Below are 3,066 nucleotides of genomic sequence, written 5' to 3'. Positions count from 1 at the left end.
CTGCCCCGGCTCTTGCCGCCCTGGGCGGCTTCTGGCGTGAGCTGCGGCAGCAGCGGGGCGGGAGCATGGCAGACCTGACGCAGTTGATACAGTGTTTACGCTCGACGCTAGAGCGGTGGAAAGACAGTATATAAATAAAATGGCATGCAGTTTGCTATAACCGATGCAGCCTTATGGCGGCAAATTCTTCCCCGTAGGGACAGGAGGAACACTATGATAATCGTTGATGGCAATCAAAGCTTCAAAAGCATATCCGCGTTTGAAAACCTTGAGCAGGCCCTGACCAGCATCATGCGTGACGAGGAAATGGAAGGGCGCGTGATCACCGATGTTCTGGTAAACGATGAAGCCTTTTCAGAGATTTACCCGCATCAGGCAGAAGACATCACCTGCGACTCCATTTCGCGTCTTGAGGTGCGTTCTGTACCCAACAGCGAACTGGCTGTGGACATAGCAGGCGAAATGGGCAAGGTCACCCTGATGATGGAACACGGCGCCCGTCAGGTTGCCCGTCTGTTCCGTGAAGCCTCGGACACCGATGCCCTTGAGCTGCTTCAGGACCTGCTGGACGTTACCCGGGACTTCATGAACATGCTCGGCGACCTGCGTGGGCGTTATGACGAGGGCGAGTCCGCGTCTTTTGCCGAAAAGACCGAAAAGCTCTCTAACCTGATTTCCGAAATGAGCGATGGTCTGGAAAACGAAGACTGGATTCTGCTTTCCGACCTGCTGGAATACGAATTTTTGCCCATCTGCGCCGAATGGCGTGAAGTCAGCGAGCTGCTGCACCAGCAGATTGTCAAGCGTGTTGCCCAGTAGGGCGTAAGGAGTTTTTATGGCTCAGGGACTCAGCTTGCTGGACCAGGCCCTTGATCTCGCCCGGCAGGAAATGATCGCTCTTGAAGACGGCGCGTATGACAGGGCTATGGCTCTTGCGGAAAAACGCAACGAGGTCACCAGCATGGCCTGGTATGTGCTTGAAAGCAGCCATGCTGATGAGTATCGGGGGCATCTTGTGGAACTGGCCCGTGTGCAGGAGCACCTGACAGGGCTTGCCATCAGGGCGCGCGATGCCCTGCGCCAGGATCTTCAGCGGTCCCGGCTTGAGCGGCAACGCATGAACGGCTACCATCAGTCCATAGGGCAGGCTTTGCAATAATATGCAGGTACGTGCCATATGCCTGCGCTGAAAAGACATGTTTTCAGCTTTGCAGGGCCTGAAAGAACGTGCGTCGGCAATGTCGGCGCGCGTTCTTTCGTTGCTGCGGCCGCAGGGGCGTGCGCAAAGGCGCGTTCTGTTGCCGGTTGCCCGACCTGCCCGCTGCCTTTCTGCCCGTCCCGCCCGCAGACCCGGCCTGTCAAACGGGCAGGTAGGGGCGTCTGTTCCGTTTCACCGCGTCATGTTCTGCCGCATTCAAGAAGAACTTGCAGAAAAATTTGTAATTGGGCAGCATCACTTTCGCGCATGGGGCAGGGGAGAGCGCCAACGTATGCACGCCTGCGAACTTGTATAAAACCGTGCGATAAAAATGGAGAGTAGAGCATGAACCTGGTGTACCGCGGCAAAACCAAAGACGTGTATGACAACGGCGAAGACGGCTTGCGTTTGATTTTTTCAGACCGGGTGACAAAAAATGCTGCCGGAGAAATCGATCCCGGCGGAAACACGGTGGCGGAAAACACCGAACCCGGTCAAGGAGAGGCCTGCCTGCTCATGGCCTCGGCCATCTTTGAAGAACTGGCTGAAAAAAATGGCGTCTCCACGCACATGATCGCCTACGACCTGCCCTCACTGTCAATGGACGTGCGCAGGGGAACCATGTTCAACCCCGGCATTGAGTGGATCGCCCGCTGGGTATGCACAGGAAGTTTTTTGCGCCGTTACGGCATGGTTCCGGGCGTACATGACGGCATGCGTTTTGCCGAGCCTGTGTTTGAGATAACCCTCAAGGACGACGCTGCCGGCGATCCGCTTGTTGTTCCTTCCGCCCTTGTGGCCCTGGGCGTTGTGGAGGCCAGGACCATGAGCGCCCTTCTGGACAGCAACACAAGGGCCATGCAGGCCATACACGGCATGTTTGCGGCTCGGGATCTGGATCTCTGGGATATTAAAATTGAATGGGCCCTTGATGAAAAGGGTGCGCCCATGCTTATTGACGAGGTTTCCCCCGGCTGCTGCAGGGCCTTTGACATGAAAACCGGGAAGCGCGTTTCCGGCAAAGCTCTGGCAGAGCGCTTCCGGCGCTGAGCGCACGGTTTTTGTGCCGGTTGATGCCTGAAGGAACGCCTTCACGCTTTTGCGCATTTTACTTTGAAACTGCTCTGGCGACTGTGTGAACAGGCCGCCACCGCCAAAAGGCAGGCGCAGCTTCATCCGTTGCCCGAGGGCTTGCGGATGAAGCTGCGCTGGTTTTTGTGCTGTTACGCGCCTTGGTGAAGCCTAGCCGTTTTGCGGATGTGCATTCCCAAACGGACGGATCTGCGTAAACTGCTCTAGCTGCTTGCGATTTCCCTTGCGGCGTTGTCGGTATTCTCCTGGCAGGAATCCATAACGCTGGGCGCACTGCTGACTTCGCTCGTGGCAATGACCATGCCTTCCACCGTTGCGGCAGGAGCATCGTGGGCCGCCTCGGCAAGGGGATTCTGACCAAGGGCCGCATTCATGTCGGTCAGCGCCACAGTGTTCAGGTCGGTTCCTTCGAAGAGGTCGGTCTTGCCATCTTCGGCAGCCTGCGCGGTGGTTGCCGCAAACAGGGCGTCAAAGCTTTCATCGCCATAGGCCAGAGTGATGGAGGCATGAAGATCGGCAAGAGCGCCGCTGTCGCCGGCATCGTTGCTGAGATAGCCGCTGTGCAGGGTGTCGTCCCCGCTCTCATGGGACATATCTGTGAGCATGTCTGGGGACGTGTCCGCGCTGTGGTCGCTCAGGAAAGCGAAGAGCGGCTGCGTCGGCTCGTCCGTTTCTCCGCTGAAGTTCCCCGGTGCGGGGGCGTCCGGGCCAGGAATGTCCTCATGTGCAGTAGTGTCACTGTGTGCGCTGAAGGCGGCATGGGCGCCGTCATCGGC

Annotated in this window: 3 protein-coding genes and 1 pseudogene; 3 read left to right on the top strand and 1 reads right to left on the bottom strand. The window is 57.6% G+C overall.

The annotated features are described in order from the left end of the window. The first annotated feature begins 213 nt into the window (after positions 1–213). The 3 genes from V6C07_RS11675 (at position 214) to V6C07_RS11665 (ending at position 2,248) form a co-directional block, all read left to right on the top strand. Positions 214–819 (top strand): hypothetical protein, encoded by a 606-nt coding sequence (locus tag V6C07_RS11675; protein WP_333536650.1) that lies wholly within the window; start codon positions 214–216, stop codon positions 817–819. Positions 820–835: 16 nt separating this feature from the next. Continuing rightward, positions 836–1,159: a hypothetical protein gene (locus V6C07_RS11670; protein WP_333536648.1), complete on the top strand. Its 324-nt coding sequence runs from the start codon at positions 836–838 to the stop codon at positions 1,157–1,159. A gap of 384 nt (positions 1,160–1,543) precedes the next feature. Beyond that, a complete protein-coding gene (locus V6C07_RS11665; RefSeq protein ID WP_333536646.1) occupies positions 1,544–2,248 on the top strand; it encodes a phosphoribosylaminoimidazolesuccinocarboxamide synthase in 705 nt (234 codons plus the stop codon). A gap of 245 nt (positions 2,249–2,493) precedes the next feature. Here V6C07_RS11665 and V6C07_RS11660 read toward each other — a convergent pair. Beyond that, a pseudogene (locus V6C07_RS11660) lies at positions 2,494–3,066 on the bottom strand (hypothetical protein); the annotation flags it as partial.

Source organism: Desulfovibrio sp. 1214_IL3152 (assembly GCF_036763055.1).
In the GTDB taxonomy this organism is placed as follows: domain Bacteria; phylum Desulfobacterota; class Desulfovibrionia; order Desulfovibrionales; family Desulfovibrionaceae; genus Desulfovibrio.
The sequence above is the reverse complement of the archived record's forward strand: the minus strand, read 5'-3'. Positions and strand labels throughout refer to the sequence as shown.

What these genes read in the sequence shown, in the direction of transcription:
- V6C07_RS11675 (WP_333536650.1), top strand. Translation starts at nt 214, where the DNA reads ATGATAATCGTTGATGGCAATCAAAGCTTCAAAAGCATATCCGCGTTT.
- V6C07_RS11665 (WP_333536646.1), top strand. Translation starts at nt 1,544, where the DNA reads ATGAACCTGGTGTACCGCGGCAAAACCAAAGACGTGTATGACAACGGC.
- V6C07_RS11670 (WP_333536648.1), top strand. Translation starts at nt 836, where the DNA reads ATGGCTCAGGGACTCAGCTTGCTGGACCAGGCCCTTGATCTCGCCCGG.